The 21290-nt window shown below is 65.7% G+C and carries 18 protein-coding genes; 6 read left to right on the top strand and 12 right to left on the bottom strand.

The window, feature by feature from the left end:
• Positions 1-46: 46 nt before the first annotated feature.
• Complete coding sequence (locus JQ572_RS02075) at positions 47-820, bottom strand: hypothetical protein (protein WP_211381320.1); 774 nt, start codon at positions 818-820, stop codon at positions 47-49.
• A 490-nt stretch (positions 821-1310) separates the two neighbouring features.
• Between JQ572_RS02075 and gltB the strand changes: the two genes are divergently transcribed.
• Positions 1311-6044 (top strand): glutamate synthase large subunit, encoded by a 4734-nt coding sequence (gene gltB / locus JQ572_RS02070; RefSeq protein WP_211381319.1) that lies wholly within the window; start codon positions 1311-1313, stop codon positions 6042-6044.
• A gap of 141 nt (positions 6045-6185) precedes the next feature.
• A complete protein-coding gene (locus JQ572_RS02065) occupies positions 6186-7637 on the top strand; it encodes a glutamate synthase subunit beta (RefSeq protein ID WP_211381318.1) in 1452 nt (483 codons plus the stop codon).
• Positions 7638-7795: 158 nt separating this feature from the next.
• Here the strand turns inward: JQ572_RS02065 and JQ572_RS02060 are convergent, their stop codons facing one another.
• Together JQ572_RS02060 and JQ572_RS02055 are read right to left on the bottom strand one after the other, a co-directional pair.
• Entirely contained in the window at positions 7796-8062 is a 267-nt protein-coding gene (locus tag JQ572_RS02060; protein WP_211381317.1) for a hypothetical protein, read from the bottom strand.
• Positions 8063-8074: 12 nt separating this feature from the next.
• Positions 8075-9835, bottom strand: coding sequence for an outer membrane beta-barrel protein (locus tag JQ572_RS02055; protein ID WP_211381316.1), 1761 nt, complete (start codon positions 9833-9835; stop codon positions 8075-8077).
• Between the two features lie 192 nt (positions 9836-10027).
• Here JQ572_RS02055 and JQ572_RS02050 point away from each other — a divergent pair, with 192 nt between their 5' ends.
• Positions 10028-11035 (top strand): KpsF/GutQ family sugar-phosphate isomerase, encoded by a 1008-nt coding sequence (locus JQ572_RS02050; RefSeq protein WP_211381315.1) that lies wholly within the window; start codon positions 10028-10030, stop codon positions 11033-11035.
• 105 nt (positions 11036-11140) lie between these two features.
• On the opposite strand, the gene JQ572_RS02045 is transcribed toward JQ572_RS02050, so the two are convergent.
• A complete protein-coding gene (locus JQ572_RS02045; protein ID WP_211381314.1) occupies positions 11141-11692 on the bottom strand; it encodes a carboxymuconolactone decarboxylase family protein in 552 nt (183 codons plus the stop codon).
• A gap of 71 nt (positions 11693-11763) precedes the next feature.
• Between JQ572_RS02045 and JQ572_RS02040 the strand changes: the two genes are divergently transcribed.
• Entirely contained in the window at positions 11764-12153 is a 390-nt protein-coding gene (locus tag JQ572_RS02040) for a winged helix-turn-helix transcriptional regulator (protein ID WP_211381313.1), read from the top strand.
• A gap of 57 nt (positions 12154-12210) precedes the next feature.
• Here the strand turns inward: JQ572_RS02040 and JQ572_RS02035 are convergent, their stop codons facing one another.
• The 5 genes from JQ572_RS02035 to hemH all read right to left on the bottom strand — a co-directional run bounded on the left by JQ572_RS02035 (position 12211) and on the right by hemH (position 15982).
• Positions 12211-12654 carry an NfeD family protein gene (locus tag JQ572_RS02035; protein WP_211381312.1) on the bottom strand — a complete coding sequence of 148 codons (444 nt, stop codon included), beginning with the start codon at positions 12652-12654 and terminating at the stop codon, positions 12211-12213.
• A gap of 52 nt (positions 12655-12706) precedes the next feature.
• Entirely contained in the window at positions 12707-13711 is a 1005-nt protein-coding gene (locus tag JQ572_RS02030; RefSeq protein WP_211381311.1) for an SPFH domain-containing protein, read from the bottom strand.
• A 244-nt stretch (positions 13712-13955) separates the two neighbouring features.
• Entirely contained in the window at positions 13956-14252 is a 297-nt protein-coding gene (locus tag JQ572_RS35290; protein WP_283814041.1) for an ABC transporter substrate binding protein, read from the bottom strand.
• Positions 14215-14892, bottom strand: a complete 678-nt coding sequence (locus JQ572_RS02025) for an ABC transporter substrate-binding protein (protein ID WP_283814040.1) — start codon at positions 14890-14892, stop codon at positions 14215-14217. Before JQ572_RS02025 ends, JQ572_RS35290 begins: the two co-directional genes overlap by 38 nt.
• Before the next feature lie 52 nt (positions 14893-14944).
• Positions 14945-15982, bottom strand: a complete 1038-nt coding sequence (gene hemH / locus JQ572_RS02020; RefSeq protein WP_211381310.1) for a ferrochelatase — start codon at positions 15980-15982, stop codon at positions 14945-14947.
• Between the two features lie 82 nt (positions 15983-16064).
• Here hemH and JQ572_RS02015 point away from each other — a divergent pair, with 82 nt between their 5' ends.
• Complete coding sequence (locus JQ572_RS02015; protein WP_211381309.1) at positions 16065-16463, top strand: MAPEG family protein; 399 nt, start codon at positions 16065-16067, stop codon at positions 16461-16463.
• 166 nt (positions 16464-16629) lie between these two features.
• On the opposite strand, the gene JQ572_RS02010 is transcribed toward JQ572_RS02015, so the two are convergent.
• From JQ572_RS02010 to JQ572_RS02000, 3 genes are read right to left on the bottom strand one after another with little or no spacing between them, the layout of a single operon-like run.
• The gene (locus JQ572_RS02010) at positions 16630-17727 is read right to left on the bottom strand and encodes a nickel/cobalt transporter (protein WP_211381308.1); all 1098 of its coding nucleotides are present in this window, start codon (positions 17725-17727) and stop codon (positions 16630-16632) included.
• Positions 17724-18362, bottom strand: a complete 639-nt coding sequence (locus JQ572_RS02005) for a DUF1007 family protein (RefSeq protein ID WP_211381307.1) — start codon at positions 18360-18362, stop codon at positions 17724-17726. Before JQ572_RS02005 ends, JQ572_RS02010 begins: the two co-directional genes overlap by 4 nt.
• A complete protein-coding gene (locus tag JQ572_RS02000) occupies positions 18362-20443 on the bottom strand; it encodes a M3 family metallopeptidase (RefSeq protein ID WP_211381306.1) in 2082 nt (693 codons plus the stop codon). The genes JQ572_RS02005 and JQ572_RS02000 overlap by 1 nt, the downstream gene beginning before the upstream one ends.
• A gap of 138 nt (positions 20444-20581) precedes the next feature.
• Between JQ572_RS02000 and JQ572_RS01995 the strand changes: the two genes are divergently transcribed.
• Positions 20582-20836: a hypothetical protein gene (locus JQ572_RS01995; protein WP_211381305.1), complete on the top strand. Its 255-nt coding sequence runs from the start codon at positions 20582-20584 to the stop codon at positions 20834-20836.
• Positions 20837-21290 lie beyond the last annotated feature (454 nt).

Raw genomic sequence — 21290 nt, 5'->3', positions numbered from 1 at the left:
CAAAAGCGCCCGAGGCTCTCGGGCGCTTTTTTGTTGCGACCGCGCGCTAATCCAACCCTTGTGCGGCCGGCATCTCCTGCGTCGGCAGGATCGTTGGCGCGGGCTTCGCCTGCCCGACGGTTGGAGCGATGGTTTGCGGCGGGGCCTCGGCCGGCTTGGGCTGCACGGCAGCCGCGGTCTGTTGCGCAGGCTGGGCCTGCACCGTCGCAGGCTCGGCCGGCTTGGCGGCGGCGAGCGGGGCTTCGCCGCGCGGCGGGGCGGCCCTGGGCAGCGGCACGGTGCGGCTAGCAACGTGCGGAATCGAGGCCGGCGGGCGCGGCGGGCCGCTGCGGACCATGGTCGGTGGCGGCAGCGCGCTTTGCGGGCGGTAGGGTGCGACCGCGGGCTCATCGTAGCCGGGCGCCATGCCATAGGCGTCCCTGGCCGGCATGAAGCGCAAGATTCTCCCGTCGCGGGCGTCGATGACCAGCCGGCCGTCGTCACCGCGGCGGTCGATCACCGCGATGGTGTAGACGCTGCCGCGCAGGCGCGGGATGCCGAGCGGCAAGAAGCCGTTTTCGCGCAGCACCGCGTAGACCTCCGCCGACGGCAGCAGTACCGGGGCCGGGCCGCGTTCTCCGTAGCCATAGCCGTAGCCGTAACGCGGCGGCGGGGGCGGCGCGGCGTCCGGCGGCCCATAGGGTCCGTCGAAATCCGAGACCGCGATGGCGGCCCCGCTTCCGATACCGTTCGCCGGAACTTGCGCAAGAACTTGCGCCTGAGCCACGGTCGCAGCCAGCACCAGCGTGGCAGCGGCCACACATCCTGTGAAAAACTTCATGGTCGACACGCTCCTGTCAGGCCCCCGAAGCTCTCGCGCTCTTTCGCTTCTTGCGGCGTGGCGCGCCTTTCGAGGGCTGATCCGAAGCTTCATTCGGGATTCCGGCGTCGGCAGGGCCGGATCAGGGCGCGTTTGCTTCAAAACCGGGGCCGCGCAACTTTCGGAAAGCGATTGATTGACATATCGGGAATCGGGACTTTCGCGCGCTTGTGTGATAGACAAAAATTTGGCAAGGTGATGGTTAGGACAGGAAGACTGTCTCAATTTTGCTTGCAGTTCCGGCATACGGATTGCAACGAAAGTCGGTGCTTTCGAGCGCCAGGAAGGCAACAGGCAAAGCCGTTCTCGGGGACGAAGAACGCCTTAGCCTGAATTTAAGAAAATGCGGCTCGCAGCGGACGAGCGGTGACCCAGAGGCGGGTGCCGCGGAACACCCAAGGTGCGCCGAAGATAGCGGTGAGGCAGCTTGCCGCACGGAGAGGACGAGGACATGAACGGGTCGCAATTCGAGCGCGCAAACATCGTGGCAGAAGAGCTGTCGGCGACCGTCGCCTCGAAAACGACCGATCCGATTCAGGAACACAATTCGCGTCCGCCCGCCGTTGGCCTCTACGATCCGAGCCTGGAGAAGGATTCCTGCGGCGTCGGCTTCATCGCCAACATCAAGGGCAAGAAGTCCCACGAGATCGTCGCGGACGCGCTGAGCATCCTCTGCAACCTCGAGCATCGCGGCGCCGTCGGGGCCGATCCGCGCGCCGGTGACGGCGCCGGCATTCTGGTGCAGATCCCGCACGCCTTCTTCAGCCGCAAGGCCGCGGAGCTCGGCTTCGCGCTGCCTCAGCCCGGCGAATACGCCATCGGCGCGCTGTTCATGCCGCGCGACACCGCCTGGCGCAACGTCATCAAGAGCATCATCGCCGACCAGATCAAGGAAGAGGGCCTCACCCTGCTCGGCTGGCGCGACGTGCCGACCGACAATTCCTCGCTCGGCGTCACCGTGAAGCCGACCGAGCCGGCCTGCATGCAGGTGTTCATCGGCCGCAACGGCACCGCCAAGACCGAGGACGATTTCGAGCGCCGGCTCTACATCCTGCGCAAGTCGATCTCGCAGGCGATTTACCAGCGCCGCGACCGCGGGCTTGCGGGCTACTATCCCTGCTCGATGTCCTGCCGCACCGTGATCTACAAGGGCATGTTCCTCGCCGACCAGCTCGGCAAGTACTATCCCGATCTGCACGAAAAGGACTTCGAGAGCGCGCTGGCGCTGGTGCATCAGCGCTTCTCGACCAACACCTTCCCGGCCTGGTCGCTGGCGCATCCCTACCGCATGATCGCGCATAACGGCGAGATCAACACGCTGCGCGGCAACACCAACTGGATGGCGGCGCGCCAGGCCTCTGTGAGCTCCGAGCTCTATGGCAAGGACATCAACCGGCTCTGGCCGATCTCGTATGAAGGCCAGTCGGACACCGCCTGCTTCGACAACGCGCTCGAATTCCTGGTGCAGGGCGGCTACTCGCTGCCGCACGCGGTCATGATGATGATTCCGGAAGCGTGGGCCGGCAATCCGCTGATGGATGAGACGCGCCGCGCCTTCTACGAATATCACGCCGCGCTGATGGAGCCGTGGGACGGCCCCGCCGCGATCGCCTTCACCGACGGCCGCAAGATCGGCGCCACGCTCGACCGCAACGGATTGCGGCCGGCGCGCTATCTCGTCACCAAGGACGACCGCATCGTGATGGCTTCCGAAATGGGCGTGCTGACGATCCCCGAGGACCAGATCATCACCAAGTGGCGCTTGCAGCCCGGCAAGATGCTGCTGGTCGACCTCGAGCAGGGCCGCCTGATCCCCGACGACGAGATCAAGGCCGATCTCGCCAAGAGCCATCCCTACAAGGAATGGCTGGAGCGGACCCAGATCGTGCTGGAAGAGCTGCCGAAGGTTCCGACCACCGGCGTGCGCTCCAACCTGTCGCTGCTCGATCGCCAGCAGGCGTTCGGCTACAGCCAGGAAGACATCACCATCCTGATGACGCCGATGGCGGCCACCGGCGAGGAAGCCGCGGGCTCGATGGGCAACGACACGCCGATCTCGGCTCTGTCGGACAAGGCCAAGCCGCTGTTCACCTACTTCAAGCAGAACTTCGCGCAGGTCACCAATCCGCCGATCGACCCGATCCGCGAAGAGCTGGTGATGAGCCTCGTCTCCATCATCGGACCGCGGCCGAACCTGTTCGACCTGCAGGGCCTTGCCACCACCAAGCGTCTCGAGGCGCGTCAGCCGATCCTGACCGACGCGGATCTCGAAAAGATCCGCTCGATCTCGGAAGTCGCCGAGTCGCACTTCAAGTCGCGCACGCTGGACACCACCTTCCACGCCGGTCTCGGCGCCGCGGGCATGGACCAGGTGCTGGACGAGCTCTGCGCGCGCGCGGAAAGCGCGGTGCGCGAGGGCGTCAACATCATCATCCTGTCCGACCGCATGGTCGGCACCGACCGGGTGCCGATCCCGTCGCTGCTGGCTTGCGCCGCCGTGCATCATCATCTGATCCGCACCGGCCTGCGCACCTCGGTCGGCCTCGTCGTCGAATCCGGCGAGCCGCGCGAAGTGCATCACTTCGCCTGTCTCGCCGGCTACGGCGCGGAAGCGATCAATCCGTATCTGGCGTTCGAGTCCATCATCGCGATGAAGGACCGCCTGCCCGGCTCGCTCGACGACTACGAGATCGTCAAGCGCTACATCAAGTCGATCGGCAAGGGCCTGCTCAAGGTGATGTCCAAGATGGGCATCTCGACCTATCAGTCGTATTGCGGCGCGCAGATCTTCGACGCGGTCGGCCTGAAGGCGGATTTCGTCGGAAAGTTCTTCGCCGGCACGCATACCCGCGTCGAGGGCGTGGGCCTGGCCGAGATCGCGGAAGAAGCGGTGCGCCGCCATGCCGACGCGTTCGGCGAGGCGCTGGTCTACAAGACCTCGCTCGATGTCGGCGGCGAATATGCCTATCGCAGCCGTGGCGAGGATCATGCATGGACCGCCGAGTCGGTCGGGCTGCTGCAGCACGCCGCGCGCGGCAATTCGCTGGAGCGCTACCGCGCCTTCGCCAAGATCCTCAACGAGCAGTCGGAGCGCCTGCTGACGCTGCGCGGCCTGTTCCGGATCAAGAACGCGGACGAAGAGAAGCGCAAGCCGGTGCCGCTCGACCAGGTCGAGCCCGCCAAGGACATCGTCAGGCGTTTCGCCACCGGCGCGATGAGCTTCGGCTCGATCTCGCGCGAGGCGCACACCACGCTCGCGATCGCCATGAACCGGATCGGCGGCAAGTCGAACACCGGCGAAGGCGGCGAGGAAGCCGACCGCTTCAAGCCGCTGCCGAACGGCGACAGCATGCGCTCGGCGATCAAGCAGGTCGCCTCGGGCCGCTTCGGCGTCACCACGGAGTATCTCGTCAACTCCGACATGATGCAGATCAAGATGGCGCAGGGCGCCAAGCCCGGCGAAGGCGGACAGTTGCCCGGCCACAAGGTCGACGCGACCATCGCCAAGGTCCGGCACTCGACGCCGGGCGTCGGCCTGATCTCGCCGCCGCCGCACCACGACATCTACTCGATCGAGGATCTGGCGCAGCTCATCTACGACCTCAAGAACGTCAACCCGGCGGGCGACGTCTCGGTCAAGCTCGTCTCCGAGATCGGCGTCGGCACGGTGGCCGCGGGCGTCGCCAAGGCGCGCGCCGACCATGTCACCATCGCGGGCTTCGAGGGTGGCACCGGCGCTTCGCCGCTGACCTCGATCAAGCACGCCGGCTCCCCCTGGGAGATCGGCCTTGCCGAAACCCACCAGACGCTGGTGCGCGAGCGGCTGCGCAGCCGCATCGTGGTCCAGGTCGACGGCGGCTTCCGCACCGGCCGTGACGTCGTGATCGGGGCGCTGCTCGGTGCCGACGAGTTCGGCTTCGCCACCGCGCCGCTGATCGCGGCCGGCTGCATCATGATGCGCAAGTGCCATCTCAACACCTGCCCGGTCGGCGTCGCGACCCAGGACCCCGTCCTGCGCAAGCGCTTCACCGGCCAGCCCGAGCACGTGATCAACTACTTCTTCTTCGTCGCCGAGGAAGTCCGCGAGATCATGGCCTCGCTCGGCTTCCGCACCTTCAACGAGATGATCGGCCAGGTGCAGCTGCTCGACCAGACCAAGCTGGTCGCGCACTGGAAGGCCAAGGGCCTCGACTTCTCGAAGCTGTTCGTCAAGCAGAAGGAAGAGAAGGGCCAGAAGATCTATCACTCCGAGCGCCAGAACCATCATCTGGAGGCGGTGCTCGACCGCTCGCTGATCGAGAAGGCGACGCCAGCGCTCGACCGCGGCGCGCCGGTGAAGATCGAGGCCGCGATCAACAGCACCAACCGCTCTGCCGGCGCCATGCTGTCGGGCACGGTCGCCAAGATCTACGGCCATGCCGGCCTGCCGCACGACACCATCCATGTCAGCCTCAAGGGCACGGCGGGTCAGGCGTTCGGCGCGTGGCTGGCGCAAGGCGTCACCTTCGAGCTCGAGGGTGAAGCCAACGACTATGTCGGCAAGGGTCTGTCGGGCGGCAAGATCATCGTCAAGCCGCCTGCCAACAGCAGCATCGTGCCGGAAGAGAGCATCATCGTCGGCAACACCGTGATGTACGGCGCCATTCAAGGCGAGTGCTACTTCCGCGGCGTCGCCGGCGAGCGTTTCGCCGTGCGCAATTCGGGCGCGGTGGCGGTCGTCGAAGGCGCCGGCGACCATTGCTGCGAATACATGACCGGCGGCATTGTGGTCGTGCTCGGCAAGACCGGACGCAACTTCGCGGCGGGCATGTCCGGCGGCATCGCCTATGTGCTTGACGAGACCGGCGGCTTCGACAAGCTCTGCAACATGGCGATGGTCGAGCTCGAGCCGGTGCTGTCGGAAGAGCTGATCAACGCCGGAACCTACCATCACTCCGGTGACCTAGAGGCGCACGGCCGGGTCGACGTGTTCAAGGACCTGCTCGACTCCGACGTCGAGCGGCTGCACGTCCTGATCTCGCGCCACGCCAAGGCGACCGGGTCGAGGCGCGCGGCCGACATCCTTGCCAACTGGAAGGAGTGGCTGCCCAAGTTCCGCAAGGTGATGCCGGTCGAGTACCGGCGCGCGCTGCGCGAAATGGCCGCCAACGCGGACGCCGAGCCGAAAATTGCGATCGGGGCGTAAGGCATCACACCCCGTCATTGCGAGCGTAGCGAAGCAATCCAGACTTTCTCCTCGGATACACTGGATTGCTTCGACGCTTCGCCTCTCGCAATGACGACGAGAAGAAACAGAACGAATTAGCCGGCAGGGACTTCGGGTTTAATGGGCAAGATCACGGGTTTTCTTGAAATCGAACGGCATGACCGCAAGTACACCCCGGTCGCCGAGCGTGTGAAGCATTACAACGAGTTCGTCGTTCCCTTGACCGAGAAGGAAACGCGCGACCAGGCTGCGCGCTGCATGAATTGCGGCATTCCCTATTGCCACGGGACCGGCTCGGTCGCGCCCGGCACGCCCGGCTGCCCGGTCAACAACCAGATCCCCGACTTCAACGACCTCGTTTACCAGAACAACTGGGAAGAGGCGTCGCGCAACCTGCACTCGACCAACAATTTCCCGGAGTTCACCGGCCGCATCTGTCCTGCGCCGTGCGAGGCATCCTGCACGCTCAACATCGACGACAACCCCGTCACCATCAAGACCATCGAATGCGCGATCGTCGACCGCGCCTGGGACAATGGCTGGCTCAAGCCCGAAATCGCCTCCGTCAAGACCGGAAAGAAGGTCGCGGTGATCGGCTCCGGTCCGGCCGGCATGGCCTGCGCACAGCAGCTCGCGCGCGCCGGGCACGATGTGCATCTGTTCGAGAAGTACGCCAAGGCCGGCGGCCTGCTTCGTTATGGCATTCCCGACTTCAAGATGGAGAAGGGCGTCATCGACCGCCGCGTCAGGCAGATGGAAGGCGAAGGCGTCACCTTCCACTACAACAGCCATGTCGGCGCTGACGGCAATGTCGATCCGCGCGAGATGCTCAACGAGTACGATGCCGTCGCGCTGACCGGCGGCGCCGAAGCCCCGCGCGACCTGCCGATCCCCGGCCGCGAGTTCGCCGGCATCCACTACGCCATGGACTTTCTGCCGCAGCAGAACCGCCGCGTCTCCGAGGAGCCGCTGAACGGGGTCAGCGAGATCCTGGCCGCGGGCAAGCACGTCGTCGTCATCGGCGGCGGCGACACCGGATCCGACTGCATCGGCACCTCGCTGCGCCAGGGCGCGCTCTCGGTCACCCAGCTCGAGATCATGCCGGCCCCGCCCGAGCACGAGAACAAGGGCCTGACCTGGCCGAACTGGCCGCTGAAAATGCGCACGTCGTCGAGCCAGGCCGAAGGCGCGGTCCGAGAATTCGCCGTGCTGACGCAGAAGTTTTCCGGCGAGAACGGCCAGGTCAAGAAGCTGCACTGCGTGCGCGTCGACGACAAGTTCAAGCCGATTGCCGGCACCGAGTTCGATCTCGACGCCGAGCTCGTCCTGCTCGCGATGGGCTTCGTGCACCCCGTGCACGAGGGTCTGCTGAAGCAGCTCGCGGTCGAGCTCGACCCGCGCGGCAACGTCAAGGCCAACACGCTCGACTACCAGACCTCGCGCCCGAACGTGTTCACCGCCGGCGACATGCGCCGTGGGCAATCACTGGTGGTCTGGGCGATCCGCGAGGGCCGGCTGTGCGCACGGTCAATCGATATGTTCCTGATGGGGAAGACGGACCTGCCGCGGTAGCCGCTGGGCTCGCTGCAAGATTTACAAACGGTGTCATCGCCCGCGAAAGCGGGCGATCCAGTATTCCGAAACAATTGTGATCTACTGAGAAGCCGCGGCGTACTGGATGCCCCGCCTTCGCGGGGCATAACAGCGGAGTGAGGGGCAGCGAGCGGACTTCAGTCCAGGACGTGCGGGAAGTGTTGTGCGTCCCACTCGTCGAGCCGGAACAGCACCTTACCGTATGCGAGAAGCTTGTCGGTCGGCCGATAGGGTCGCGTAGAAACTTCAACATCCGATGCGACTTCACTTGGCATCAAGTGAAAATGTTCGTTAGTCGCATTCAGCGCCAGCAGTTCCTTAACGAAGAGGTCGCGGCCTTCGGAATTGAGCCATAGCTCGAATTCTCCAGCCGAGTTGATGTCCAAAGTAATCCGTGGCGCCATACTGCCCACTCCTCAATTCTGCAGCCTCACCCCAACCATCGCCACCGTGCCCTGCGAGCTTGAGCCCGGCTGGTTCGAATCCAGGATGTCGTGGCGCAGCGTGCCCTTGACCCAGATGTTGCGGTTGAGCTTGTAGATCAGATTGCCTTCGAGCGAGTAGGTCTTGTCGTTGCGGTTCTGGCCCTGATAGTCGTAGGTCCCGTAGGTGAACTTGCCGACCGCGGTGAGCCAGCGGCGGAAATCGTGATCGACCTCGGCGGCGTAGGTGTGCACCAGCACGCCGGAGGAGCCGGGGACGGTGGTCTCGGCGATCTGCGTGTCGGTTGAGAATTTCACCGTGGTCAGGCCGCTCGCATTCCAGATCAGCGAGCCCGAGGTCAGGAAGCCCGCGAGCTGGCTGAGGCGCGGGTCGACATAGTTGCGCGCGGAATAGCCGACCGAGACCTCGCCGGTGAGAATGCGCGAGAACTCGAAGGACGAGCCGACCTTGGCGTAGCCGCCGTCTGAATCGCGCAAATAGCCGTTGCGGTCGGCGGCCTGGTCGTGGACGCGGGTGTCGCCCTGGATCTCGACGAACGGCTTCAGGCCCGGCTTGAGATCGTAGGAGAAGCGCCCGACGCCGCCATACTGGTTGAAGTCGCGATCGTCGTTGCTGAAGGTCGAGCCGTCGGTGAGTTTTGAGTTGGTGTAGGCGGTGCGATCCACCGTGGCGCCGGCCGCGACCTGAAAGCGGTTGAAGGTCTGGTCGAAGCCGACGGTGGTGCCATAGCTGGCGTAGATCGGGTACTTCTGCAGGCCGGCCTGCACGTTCGGGCTGCCGGGATTGTCGGTGGCGAGCCGCAGGCGCAGCTGCGAGGTCAGCTTGAGATCGCGGTCGACGTCGAGGCGGCCGTCGACATGGCCGGTGAAATCCGGGCGGTCGATCTCGACCGGCGAGGGCGAGGCGAAGCCGTCAATCGTCGCCGGCATGTTTTGGGTATAGCCCGAGAACGAGCCGCGCAGATCGGCGACCAGCGCGTGGCGCTCCCAGTCGGACGCCACGAGAAGATCGGGTGCGACCACATAGACCGGCGAGCCGATCGGCTTGTTCAGACGCGCGGGATTGGTGTCGTAGCCGGCGGAGAGCTCAAGCCCGCCCTTGATCAGGAAACTGCCGGCATAGTCGCCGACGGCCCCGAACGGATCGTCATCCGCCTTGAGGCGGCGGCGCTGCGGCTGGCCGGGCACGGTGCCCGCCATCGCCGCCGGCACCGGCGCCTTGTTCGCGGACGCGGACGGCGGCGGCGCGATCCTGGGCAGACCGAGGGTGGACACCGGTGGCGTAGCCAGGGGCACCGGCGAGCCGGGACCGGCGGGGCGCTTCGGCTTGGGCTGGCCGGGATAGAGCTTGGGTTGCTGCCGCTTGCGGTTGAGCGAGTCGTAGCCGGAGGCGCTGGCACCATTGGCGGCGGGCAGGCCGTAGGTCGGGACCTGGTTGGTCGGGTTCTGGCCGGGGCGCGAGGTCGCCGGCGCCTGCTGGCGCTTGCGCGGGTCGGCATTGGGGTCGGGCAACGCCGGCAGCGCATCCGACGGCGCCAGCGGAACGCCTGCCGTGCGGCGCGTCGGCAGCGTGTCGGGCGAGGCGAAGCCGCCGCGGTTGGGATTGAACAGGTCCGGGGTGAGGCTCTGGGCCGCCGCGGGCGCACTTCCGAGCGCCGTCAGCACAAGACACGGCAAGGCGGCGCGCAGGAAATGCGCGCGTTTGCTCCGGCTGCTGCCTGGAGACGACCCCACGATGGAAGAACTCCAACGAAATCAAACACTTTCGCGATTGCCCCCGCCGACTGGCGGGAACCATCGTTAATGGAGTTAAAACAATTATGGTTAACGGCCCGTTGAGGGCTCTGGCGCTCTCGTCGCCTCGCAGGCCTCCGCGTGCTAAGCAGGTGCCAACGGGCGAACGCCCCCTCTTCCCTGGACCTGACCATGCCGAGCTCGATACCGCTGATGACCGCATCATCCGGCCCCATCCCCGACAGCGTCGAATCCGCGCTCCGCACCCTTGAGACCGAGAGCGGCGGCATCAACGCGCTCGCCGCCGCGCTGCGCGGCCCGCTGGGCGCGACCTTCGCCAAGGCGGTCGACCTGATTCGCAACGCGAAGGGCCGCGTCATCGTCACCGGTCTCGGCAAGTCGGGCCATATGGGCCGCAAGATCGCGGCGACGCTGGCCTCGACCGGTACGCCCGCCTTCTTCGTGCACACCGCCGAAGCGGCCCATGGCGATCTCGGCATGATCACCGCCGACGACGTCATCATGGCGCTGTCCTGGTCCGGCGAGCAGCCGGAGATGAAGACGCTCGTGAACTATTCCGCGCGGTTCGCGATCCCCATGATCGCGGTGACGTCGAACGCGGCGTCCTCGCTCGGGCAAGCCGCCGACATCGTGATCGAGCTGCCGAAGGCGCGCGAGGCCTGTCCGCACAATCTGGCGCCGACCACCTCGACCTTGATGCAGGCAGCGATCGGCGACGCGATCGCGATCGCGCTGCTCGAAGGGCGCGGTTTCACCGCACTGGAATTCGCGCATTTCCATCCCGGCGGCAAGTTGGGGGCGATGCTGAAATTCGTCCGCGACTACATGCGCACGGGCACGGAAATTCCGGTCAAGCCACTCGGCACCAAGATGTCGGACGCGGTGATGGAGATGTCCGCCAAGGGCCTTGGCTGCGTCTGCATCGTCAACGAGGCGAACGAGGCTGTCGGCATCATCACCGACGGCGATCTGCGCCGCCACATGCGGCCGGACCTGCTGACGGCGTCGGTCGACGACATCATGACCCGGCAGCCGAAGACCGTGCCGCCCTCGATGCTCGCCACCGAAATGATCGAGGTGCTGAACACCCGCAAGATCACGACGCTGGTCGTGACCGAGGCGGACAAGGTGGTCGGCATCGTGCACCTCCACGATCTGCTGCGGGCGGGCGTGGCTTAAGGCGCTCTCTCTCCGCACGTCATTGCGAGCGCAGCGAAGCAATCCAGACTGTCTCCGCGGGGACAGTCTGGATTGCTTCGTCGCAAAGGCTCCTCGCAATGACAGTTACTGCGGAAACCGCGCCGCCTTCTCCTCCAGCGGCAAGCGCAGCCCATTCGCCAGATACGACACCGTGCGGTAGAAGCCGCACAGCAGCATGATCTCCAGGATCTGCGCCTCGTCGTAATGCGCCGACAGCGCGGCGAACTCCCCGTCATCGAACGTCGCGCGGTGGTGCAGCGCGTCCACCGCAGCGATCAGCGCCTGCTCGGCTGGCGACCACCAGGGCGAAGCCGCATCGCCCTGCACGGTGGCGCGGACCTCGTCCTCGGTGAGGCGCGCCGGCCCGGCAAAGATCGCGACATGCACACCCCATTCGTATTCGCATTTGTTCAGCGCGCAGGTGCGGTCGATCACGATCTCGCGCTGGCGCAGGGACAGCGGCCCGGGATCGAGCAGGCCGCCGGCGCGAAACTTGTCCCAGGCGCGGGTATGGCCCGCCAAAACCCGGAACAGCGCCAGCGGCGGCGCCCCGCGCATGATGCGGTCGAACTGCCCCTGGATCTCCGGGGGATAAGGCGGCGCGAGCGGCGTGATGCGCGGCGTCGGAGATGACATGACCGACCTCTTTGCTACAATTACAGTAGCAATACGCTACACTATCTGTAGCAACGTGCAAGAGGGCAGCGATGGCGAAACAGGCCGGCTCGAAACCACGCAGCGTCCGCGGCTCGCGCACCGGGCGGCCGATCATGGCACTGCTCGACCTGCTCGGCCGGCGCTGGGCCTTGCGAATCCTGTGGGAGCTGCGCGACGCCCCCCTCACCTCCCGCGCATTGCGAACGGCCTGCGACGAGGCCTCGCCGACGGTTCTGCAGGCGCGGCTGGACGATTTGCGCGAAGCGGGGTTTGTGGAGCTGGGTGACGGTAGCGGCTATGGGCTGACGGCGCTGGGACGGGACTTGTGCGAGACGTTCATGCCGCTGCACCGGTTTGCGGAGCGGTGGAAGGGGCCTTCCCCCTCTCCCCGCTTGCGGGGAGAGGGTCGGGGTGAGGGGGAGCCTCCGCGCAGACGGTGAGAGACGGACTCGCGGAGAGTCCCCCCTCACCCGGAAGCGGGGAGAGGCGAAGAATCCTCACGCCGCCGCGACCGTCAGATTCGCTCCGTCCACCTGCACCACCTTCACCCGCGTGCCCGCCGGCGTATCGGGACCTGCGACGCGCCAGACGGTGTCGCCGATGCGCATGGTGCCGTTGCCGTCGACGATCGGCTTCTCCAGCGTGAACTCGCGGCCCAGCAGCGCATCCGCGCGCTTGTTGAGGAACGGGCTCGTGCTCGCATTCAGCTTCGGCCGGGCGAGGCGGCGCCACACCGGCACGGCCGCGGCGGCGAACACCGCGAACATCACGAGCTGGATCTGCCAGGATATGGCGACAGCGAACGAGATCAGGCCGACCAGCAACGCGGCGAGCCCGAGCCAGAACAGGAACACGCCCGGCGCCAGCACCTCCAGCGCCATCAGGACGAAGCCGAAGATCAGCCAATTCCAGGTGCCGAGCGATACGAACATGTCGGTCATGACACGACCTCTAACCATTTGGCGCGAGCCCTCGGACGGGCATGCGCTGTGACTATCCCTGCCGCGGGGGCACTGCCGGCGGCGTGGGACTCGACTGCGGCACCGAGCCGCCGCGGCGGGCGGCGGCGGCCGCAGACGCCGCGCTCTCGCCGAACGTTGCCTTCGCGATCTCGCCGATGCCGGCGAGCGAGCCCAGCATGCTCATCGCTTCGACCGGAAGCATGATGACCTTCTGGTTCGGCGAATCGGCGAGCTGCCCGAACGCCTTGATGTATTTGTCGGCGATGAAATAGTTCAGCGCTGCGACATCCCCCTTGGAGATCGCTTCGCTGACCATCTGGGTGGCCTTGGCCTCGGCCTCCGCGGAACGTTCGCGGGCCTCGGCGTCGCGGAACGCGGCTTCCTTGCGGCCTTCGGCCTGGAGGATCTGGCCCTGTTTGGCGCCCTCGGCGCGCAGGATCTCCGACTGGCGCTGGCCTTCGGCGGCGAGAATGTCGGCGCGCTTGACGCGCTCGGCTTTCATCTGCCGGCCCATGGCCTCGACGAGGTCGGCGGGCGGCACGATGTCCTTGATCTCGATGCGGTTGACCTTCAGGCCCCAGGGCGAGACCGCGGCATCGACGACGCGCAGCAGGCGCTCGTTGATCTCGTCGCGATGCGACAGCACCTGGTCGAGATCCATCGCGCCCATCACCGAGCGAATGTTCGTCATGGTCAGGACCGTGATGGCCTGGGTCAGGTTGGAGACCTCGTAGCTCGCCTTGGCGGCATCGAACACCTGGAAGAACGCGACGCCGTCCACCGTCACGGTGGCGTTGTCCTTGGTGATCACCTCCTGCTCGGGGATGTCGATCACCTGCTCCATCATGTTGATCTTGCGCCCGACGCGATCGAAATAGGGCACGATCAGATTGAGCCCGGGGCTCAGCGTCTGGGTGTATTTGCCGAACCGCTCGATGGTCCAGTCATAGCCCTGCGGCACCGTCTTCACGCCGGCAACCAGCGTGACGATGACGAGCAAAACCAGGACAATCGCGAAAATGTCGAAACCGCTCATATTTCCTCCAAGGCGGGAAAAGCCCTTTCCCGCGCCGTCAATTGGTCGGGATCACGACCCTCAAAGTTCAGCGATGGGTTCAGCGGTCGCTGCATAATCTCGGCATCGGCGCGATTCTACACAAGACGCAGGGAGAGGGAATGGTCGCGATTATGTATTTGCGAGGCGCCCTTGAAAGCGCGCAGGCGTAGACCTAGCGGCGAACGTTAACGAATTCGGCCATGCCGGCGGTCGTAGCCAAATCCTATTCGATGACGTCGTTCGCGGTTGCGAGCAGGCTTGGCGAAAGCGTGACGCCGATCGCCTTGGCCGTCTTCAGGTTGATCGCGAGCTCGAACTTGATGGGATTCTGGACCGGCAGGTCGGCCGCCTGCGTGCCCTTCAGGATGCGATCGATGTAGGAGGCGGCGCGGCGCAGCTGCTCGGCGCTGTCGGTGCTGTAGGCCATCAGCCCGCCTTCGTCGACGAAGGTACGGCTCCAGAACACCGCGGGCGCGCGCGCTTCACTGATCGCCGCCAGGAGGTGCGCGCGGTTGGCCATGGTGAAGAAGTCCGGCAGCACCCAGCAGGCCGCCGTCTTTCCGCAAGGCCAGGGCGGCGATCGAGGCCGCGTCATCGACCGGCGCGGGCTCCACCGTCACGTGGAGCGTCCGCGCCGCGTCCTCGATCGTGCGCAGCATCAGGGGCGCGAACGGCGCGGTGGCGGGATTGTAGACGACGAAGACGCGGGACACTTTCGGCGTGACCTGCGTCAGCATCTCCAGCCATTTGCCGGCCAGCGGGCCGTCGTAATCGGTGAAGCCGGTGACGTTGCCGCCGGGATGGGCGAGATTTTTGACAAACCCCTGGCTGACGGGGTCGGTGACCACGGCGAACACGATCGGGATCGTCGTGGTGCGCTGGCGCAGCTCTTCCACCGAGGGCGTGCCGACCGCGAGCAGGATGTCGGGCTTGAGCGCGACCAGTTCGTCCGCGAGCCGCGCAATGCGCGCGCGGTCGCCGCCGCCGCTGCGCCAATCGATCCCGAGGTTGCCGCGCTCCTTCCAGCCATGGCCGGCGAGCGCTTCGACCAGGACGGCGCTGCGCGTCTGCCCGATCGCATCGTCAGCCGCCGTGACCGAGAGCACGCCGAGCCGGCGCGGCGGATTCGGTTGCTGCGCCAGCGCCGGGGCCGGCAGCATTGCGGTCATCCCAAGAAGCGCCAGGCACTCGCGGCGGTTCATGGGGCACCCATCAGATCCAGCCCTGAAGCTCGCGCAGCACCAGGGTGCGGATCACGTCCATGCCGGGATCGCTGTCGTTGAGGCAGGGAATCGCGGAAAACTCTTCGCCGCCATTGTGCTTGAAGATCTCGGCATTCTCCTGCGCGATCTCCTCCAGCGTCTCCAGGCAATCGGCGGAAAAGCCCGGCGTCACCACCGCGATGCGGCGCACGCCCTCTTTCGCCAGACGCTCCATCGTCTTGTCGGTGTAGGGCTGGAGCCACTCGTCATTGCCGAAGCGGGACTGGAAAGTCAGCAGCAGCTTGGTCTCGTCCATCCCGAGCCGGCGGCGCAGCGCCTCTGTCGTGGCGACGCACTGACCCTGGTACGGGTCGCCCTTGTCGACATAGGATTTCGGCATGCCGTGGAAGGAGGCGACAATCAGCTCCGGTGCGAACGGCAGGCTCGCCAGATGCGTCTCGATCGAGACGGCGAGCGCCTCGATATAAGCCGCGTCTTCATAGTAAGGCGGCGTCACCCGCAGCGTCGGCTGGTTGCGCAGGCGGGCGAGCACGCGGAACACCTCGTCGCAGACCGTGGCCGAGGTCGGGGCGGAATATTGCGGATAGAGCGGAACGGCGAGGATGCGCTCGCACCCCTTCGCGATCAGCGCGTCGATACCCGACTTGATCGAGGGATTGCCGTAGCGCATCGCCCAATCCACCACGACGTGGTCGCGGTCCGACAGCGCGGCTGCGAGCTTGTCGGCTTGCGACCGGGTGATGGTCTTGAGCGGCGACTCGTTCTTCTCGTTGTTCCATATCTTGCGGTAGTCGAGCGCCTTGGTGCGGGGACGGCTGCGCAGGATGATGCCGTTCAGCACGAGCTGCCAGATCAGGCCCTGGTCCTCGATGACGCGGGCGTCCGAGAGGAATTCCTTGAGATAGACCCGCACGCCCGGCGCATCGGCCGTATCGGGGGTGCCGAGATTGACCAGGAGCACGCCGACGCGCGGCAGACTGGACCGGACGGCGGGCGTTGCGGTCGCGATGGGGGCAATTGCGGTCATGGTCCGTTGGGTCGCGCGTTGCTCCGAACTTGTCAAGATGAGGCCTGTTTCGCTAGGGTCGCACCCAAGCGGGGGAGGAAAGATGACACTCGCGGAATGGTGCGTCTTTGGAGCACTGCTGCTCTATCTGTTAACGATCGCCTCGATCAAATGGATCAGGTTTCGCGGCTTCGACAATTCGCAGCCGCGCGATCCCGCCTTCTATGAGGATGCGATCGCGCAGCGCGCGCTCGGCGCGCACCAGAACGGCATCGAGACCTTTCCGTTCTTCGCCTTCGCGGTGCTGCTCGCCGAATACAGGGAGTCGCCGCAGCGCCTGATCGACGAGCTCGCGGTGCTGTTCCTGATCGTGCGGATCGCCTACGTGCTGACCTATCTCGGCAACCGCCCGACGCTGCGCTCGATCCTCTGGAGCATCGGCTTTGCGATCAATCTCGGGATCTTCTTCATGCCGGCACTGAAGCAGTTTCTGCCGGTGTGATGGGGCGAAGCCGTCCCAAAGTCGTCATTGCGAAGAGCCCTTGCGACGAAGCAATCCAGGCTGCCGCCGCGGAGGGACCCTGGATTGCATCGCTGCGCTCGCAACGACGGAGCAAGGTGAGCGACCGATGTTTCCGGCCGGCACCGCGAACGCAGGCACACCTGGTTCAAAAACACGTCGTCCGTTCGGCCGCGATATAGCCGAACAACAGGCCGGCGCCGAACAGCAACACGAGGGCGGCGGCGCCGAATTCGAGGCCGCGCATGAACAGCGCGCCGCCGCCGTCGCGCCCGGCGCTCAGGCGGGCGGCGATGTCCTTGGCGGAGACGGCGACCACCGCAATGGCCGCGACCGTGATCGCGGTGCCGAGCCCCATCAGCAGGGTCGCGGCGATGCCGGCCCAGAACAGGCCCTGGGCGAGCGCAAACACCAGCACCAGGATCGCGCCCGAGCACGGACGGATGCCGACGGTGAGAATCGCGGCGAACCCGCGCCGCCAGCCGCCGGGGCCGGCCAATTCGCTCGGCGTGGGGCCGTGGGAATGACCGCAATGCTCGTCATGGACGTGGTCGTGCCGATGCTGGGCATCGGCGTGGGCGTGATCGTGGTGATGATGATCATGCGCATCATGGTGATGGTGATGATCATGGTCGTGCGGCACGCCGACGATCGCGGGTACCGGTTGGGCGGCCTGCAGCGCGCGAATGAAGGTGCGGCCCTTGGTCCAGACCAGACGCAGGCCGAACAGCGCGATCAGGCCATAGCTCGCGATCTCGATCGCGCCCTCCGCCTTGCACATGGTTTTTGCGGTGGCGTTCAGGATCCAGGCCGAGATACCGACGATCACGATCGCCACCAGCGACTGCATCAGCGCCGAGGCAAACGACAACGCGATGCCGCGCCAGGCGGTCTCGCGGTTGGCGACGAGATAGGAGGCGATCACTGCCTTGCCATGGCCGGGACCGGCTGCATGGAAGATGCCGTAAGCGAACGAGATGAAGAGCAGCGTCCACACCGCAGAGCCGTCGGTCTTCGCAGCGCGGATGGTCGCCGACATCTGGCGGTAGAATTCCGACTGTTTTGCCAAGAGCCAGCCGATGAGGCCGCTGGCCTCGGGCCCGGCCGCCTGCGCCGGGCGCGGGGCGCCGAACGGATTATTTTGCGCCAGGAGATCGTGAAGCGCGGCATCGGCCGCGGCCACGACGAGAAGAACGCCGGCGCAGACGACGAGCCCGCGCGCGAGCGACGAGAGATGCGGCTTCAAGGGCAATCCACCGTGATCTTGTTGGCGAACATCATGCCGAAATTGGCGTTCGGGCCATCCATGAAGGTCTGCTCGTTGAGCTTCTGCGCGGTCGCGGTGCCGTCGCTGGGACGGTCAAGTTTCATCTGGCAGCCTGTGGGCGCGCCGACCAGCTTGACCGGATTGTCCTTGGCCATCTGGAAGTCAATGAAGTAGGAACGGTCGAACACTTCGAGCACCAGTTGCTTGGGCTTGACCGGATTCTTCAGCGGCAGCGTGAAGTGCAGGGTCAGGACCGTATCCTTGTAGTCGAGGAAGTAGTCGACAGGCTCCTGGAATCGCTCCTTCTTGCCGTCGGCTCGCGCGAAGGTGAAGTAGGCATATTCCTTCAACGACTCGACGTTGGTCTGCGCCAGCGGCCCGAGCTCCTCGCGCGTATAGGCCCCCTTCTTCTTGGCCTCGAGCCCCTGCACCGCATAGGCCGAGAACATGTCGTCAAATGTCCAGGCGTGGCGGACGCCCGTGATCGAGCCATCCTGGGCATAGAGCAGCTCGCTGGTCGCGGTGATCCAGACATGCGGATGCGCGCGCGCCGCGCCCGATGCGAGCATGAGGCCGGCGGCGAGCAGCAGACCGAACAGGGCGCGCATACCCATCAGGCCGCCTTCGGGGCGTCGAGCAGGCCGCGGCGGCGGAGCAGCGCGTCGGGCTCCGGCGGGCGGCCGCGGAAGGCCTCATAGGCGACTTCCGGATCGACCGATCCGCCGCTCGAGTAGATGTCGTCGTGCAGGCGCTTGGCCACGGCGGGATCGAAGATGTTGCCGGCCTCCTCGAACGCGCCGAAGGCGTCGGCGTCCATCACCTCGGACCACATGTAGCTGTAATAGCCGGCGGCATAATGATCGCCGGTGAAGATGTGGCCGAACTGCGTGGGGCGGTGTCGCAGCGCGATTTCCTCGGGCATGCCGATCTTCTCCAGCTCCTTCTTCTCGAAGGCGCGGACGTCCTGCGCGCTTGCTGCCGGCTGGGTGTGGAATTCGAGATCGACCAGCGCCGAGGACACGAACTCGACCGTGGCAAAGCCCTGGTTGAATTTTCGCGCGGCGAGGAAGCGTTGCAGCAGGTCGTCCGGCAAGGGCTCGCCGGTCTGGTAGTGGCGGGCGAATTGCTGCAGCACCTCGGGCCGCTCCTGCCAGTGCTCGTAGAGCTGCGAGGGCAGCTCGACGAAGTCGGTGAACACGGATGTGCCCGACAGCGACGGATAGGTCACGTTGGAGAGCATGCCGTGCAGGCCGTGGCCGAACTCGTGGAACAGGGTGCGGGCATCGTCGGGCGACAGCAGCGAGGGCTCCCCGCCCGCGCCCTTGGAGAAGTTGCAGATGTTGAGGACCAGCGGCGCAACGTCGCCGTCGAGCTTCTGCTGGTCGCGCAGCGAGGTCATCCAGGCTCCGGAGCGCTTCGAGGGCCGGGCGAAGTAGTCGCCATAGAATAGCGCCTTGTGCTTGCCGTCCCGTCCCTTCATCTCCCAGACCCGGACGTCCGGATGCCAGACCGGCACGTCCGTGCGCTCCTCGAAGGTGACGCCGAACAGGCGCGTGGCGCAGTCGAAGGCGGCTGCGATCATGTGGTCGAGCGAAAGATACGGCTTGATCGCGGCGTCGTCGAAATTGGCGCGCTGGAGGCGCAGCCTTTCGGCGTAGAAGCGCCAGTCCCAGGGGGCGAGCTTGAAATTGCCGCCCTCGGCCGTGATCAGCGTTTGCATCTCGTCGCGGTCGGCGAGCGCCCGCGCCCGCGCCGGCTTCCAGACCCGCTCGAGCAGGCCCCGCACCGCGTCCGGCGTCTTGGCCATGGAATCCTCGAGCCGGTAGGCGGCGTAGGTCGGATAGCCCAGGAGATTGGCGCTCTCCTCGCGCAGCTTCAGGATCTCGACGATGGTCGTGTTGTTGTCGTTGGCATTGCCGTTGTCGCCCCGCGCCGTGAAGGCCTTGTAGACCTTCTCGCGCAGGTCGCGCCTCGCCGAACTCTTCAGGAACTGCTCGACCGAGGAGCGCGACAGCGTCACGATGGCCTTGCCGGCCATGCCGCGTTCGTCTGCCGCAGCCTTGGCGCTGGCGACGAAGCTCTCCGGCAGGCCCTGGCGGTCGGCCTCGCCGAGCTCCATGAACCATTCCTGCTCGTCGCCGAGCAGGTGGTGGCTGAAGCTGGTACCGAGCTGTGCGAGCCTCTCGTTGATCCCGGCCATCCGCGTCTTGGCCTCTTCGGAGAGGCCGGCACCGGAGCGATGGAAGCGGGTGTAGGTGCGCTCCAGGAGGCGGAGCTGCTCGGGCGCCAGCCCCAGGCTGGCGCGGTTCTCGTGAAGCTGGGCGATGCGGCCAAACAGCACGGCGTTCATCATGATCGGATTCCAGTGGCGCGCCATCCGCAAGGAGACCTCCTTGTCGATCTCCAGGATGGTTGGATTGGAATGCGCCGAGACGAGGTCGTAGAAGACCGCCGCGACCTTGCTCAGCAGCTTGCCCGAGCGCTCCAGCGCCGTGATGGTGTTGGCGAAGTCGGCCGTGGCCGGGTCGTGGGCGATCGCCGCGATCTCGGCGGAGTGATCGGCGAAGGCCTGCTCGAAGGCTGGAAGGAAGTGCTCCGGCTCGATCTCGTCGAACGGCGGGGTCGCAAACGGCGTCACCCAGGCCTTCAGCAGCGGGTTGGTCTCGGCGTCCGTAGTTTGGCGGGGTTCTGACATCGCAAGTCCCGATTTTGAGCCTGATTTGTTGCGGCCAGCTATAGCACGCGATGGGGCTTTTTTGGGCCATTTGCCCTTGCTCCCGGCAGCCTTTTCGGGGAGATTGCGGCCCTCGATGGACCACGGACCCCTGAGCTCATGAACGCGCCTTCTTCCTCTTCCCGTCAGATCGTCTGGCCGAGCGTCATCACCGTCATCAGCGCCGCCATCCTGATCGGCGCGGAGGTGTTCGGCGCGGCGTTTGCCGGCGGCTGGGCGCTCGCGATCCTGTTCGGGCTCGGCGATCAGGGCACACACATCCTCCAGGCCGCGCTGTTCGCACTCGGCGTGCTCGTGATGACCGCCTTCATCCGCGCAGCCCAGCGCGTCGAGCCCTTCACGAAGCGCCGCTGACGCTTCCTCGCGCGCGAGAGACATGCGCGCGCAGAAAACTTAACGCGCGTTCATCTTCCGCGTCGCGCGCGCAACACCGCGCAAGCAGATGTTAGGCAATTCTGTCCGCAGCCTAAAAAAATTCTTGCGAACCAGAGTCAAAACCCTTATGTGCGGTCTTGCCCAATTTCGCACGTGCCTGTGGTCGTGTGTCAGTCGGTAGGTATCCGGACAAGAGGCCGGACAGCCGCCAAGGGGTGAAGAAGCCGAGGGGCTCTTCGGAAGTGCGGAAGTCGGAAGGCTCATAGCCGGACGACGAAAGCAAACCCGGAGCGTCCAGCATCTCTCTCAAGAGATGCCTTGTCGAAGGTGACTTCACTTCTTGCAACCGTGACTGGCAGCCGGAGGCGAACCGGCGCACCCCGCTCTCAACGGGGGACGCGACTTAAAGCAACGACGGATCGGGCTTTTTTGG

Source organism: Bradyrhizobium sp. SZCCT0153, from assembly GCF_018129995.1.
GTDB lineage: Bacteria > Pseudomonadota > Alphaproteobacteria > Rhizobiales > Xanthobacteraceae > Bradyrhizobium > Bradyrhizobium japonicum_G.
The sequence above is the reverse complement of the archived record's forward strand: the minus strand, read 5'-3'. Positions and strand labels throughout refer to the sequence as shown.

What these genes read in the sequence shown, in the direction of transcription:
- JQ572_RS02000 (WP_211381306.1), bottom strand. Translation starts at nt 20,443, where the DNA reads ATGTCAGAACCCCGCCAAACTACGGACGCCGAGACCAACCCGCTGCTG.
- JQ572_RS02060 (WP_211381317.1), bottom strand. Translation starts at nt 8,062, where the DNA reads ATGGCGCCACGGATTACTTTGGACATCAACTCGGCTGGAGAATTCGAG.
- JQ572_RS02050 (WP_211381315.1), top strand. Translation starts at nt 10,028, where the DNA reads ATGCCGAGCTCGATACCGCTGATGACCGCATCATCCGGCCCCATCCCC.
- JQ572_RS02040 (WP_211381313.1), top strand. Translation starts at nt 11,764, where the DNA reads ATGGCGAAACAGGCCGGCTCGAAACCACGCAGCGTCCGCGGCTCGCGC.
- JQ572_RS02075 (WP_211381320.1), bottom strand. Translation starts at nt 820, where the DNA reads ATGAAGTTTTTCACAGGATGTGTGGCCGCTGCCACGCTGGTGCTGGCT.
- JQ572_RS02025 (WP_283814040.1), bottom strand. Translation starts at nt 14,892, where the DNA reads ATGCTGCCGGCCCCGGCGCTGGCGCAGCAACCGAATCCGCCGCGCCGG.
- JQ572_RS01995 (WP_211381305.1), top strand. Translation starts at nt 20,582, where the DNA reads ATGAACGCGCCTTCTTCCTCTTCCCGTCAGATCGTCTGGCCGAGCGTC.
- JQ572_RS02035 (WP_211381312.1), bottom strand. Translation starts at nt 12,654, where the DNA reads ATGACCGACATGTTCGTATCGCTCGGCACCTGGAATTGGCTGATCTTC.
- JQ572_RS02045 (WP_211381314.1), bottom strand. Translation starts at nt 11,692, where the DNA reads ATGTCATCTCCGACGCCGCGCATCACGCCGCTCGCGCCGCCTTATCCC.
- JQ572_RS02065 (WP_211381318.1), top strand. Translation starts at nt 6,186, where the DNA reads ATGGGCAAGATCACGGGTTTTCTTGAAATCGAACGGCATGACCGCAAG.
- gltB (WP_211381319.1), top strand. Translation starts at nt 1,311, where the DNA reads ATGAACGGGTCGCAATTCGAGCGCGCAAACATCGTGGCAGAAGAGCTG.
- JQ572_RS02005 (WP_211381307.1), bottom strand. Translation starts at nt 18,362, where the DNA reads ATGGGTATGCGCGCCCTGTTCGGTCTGCTGCTCGCCGCCGGCCTCATG.
- JQ572_RS35290 (WP_283814041.1), bottom strand. Translation starts at nt 14,252, where the DNA reads ATGGCCAACCGCGCGCACCTCCTGGCGGCGATCAGTGAAGCGCGCGCG.
- JQ572_RS02015 (WP_211381309.1), top strand. Translation starts at nt 16,065, where the DNA reads ATGACACTCGCGGAATGGTGCGTCTTTGGAGCACTGCTGCTCTATCTG.
- JQ572_RS02030 (WP_211381311.1), bottom strand. Translation starts at nt 13,711, where the DNA reads ATGAGCGGTTTCGACATTTTCGCGATTGTCCTGGTTTTGCTCGTCATC.
- hemH (WP_211381310.1), bottom strand. Translation starts at nt 15,982, where the DNA reads ATGACCGCAATTGCCCCCATCGCGACCGCAACGCCCGCCGTCCGGTCC.